Genomic DNA, 255 nt, shown 5'->3' with positions numbered 1-255 from the left:
AGTCGGGCTTGGCCTCACCGGGCAGCGGCACGGCGGCGCGGCCGAGCTGCACCTGGCGGTTGGTGTTGGTGACGCTGCCGTCCTTCTCCGGCCAGCTCGATGCCGGCAGGATGACATCGGCGAACTGGGCCGTCTCGGTGACGAACAGGTCCTGCACCACCAGGTGCTCGAGCCTGGCCAGGGCTGCCCGGGCATGGTCGAGGTCCGGGTCGGACATCGCCGGGTTCTCGCCGAGGATGTACATGCCCCTGATGG

The 255-nt window shown here is 69.8% G+C and carries 1 protein-coding gene; it reads right to left on the bottom strand.

Annotated features, from left to right (window positions below; translation table 11 throughout):
• On the bottom strand, positions 1–255 hold a 255-nt coding region (locus tag M8009_RS19010; RefSeq protein WP_250064048.1), incomplete at both ends, for a molybdopterin-dependent oxidoreductase.

This window comes from Halomonas gemina (assembly GCF_023554995.1).
Classification (GTDB): domain Bacteria; phylum Pseudomonadota; class Gammaproteobacteria; order Pseudomonadales; family Halomonadaceae; genus Halomonas; species Halomonas gemina.
Note: the sequence above shows the minus strand (reverse complement) of the source record. Positions and strands in the feature narration are given on the sequence as shown.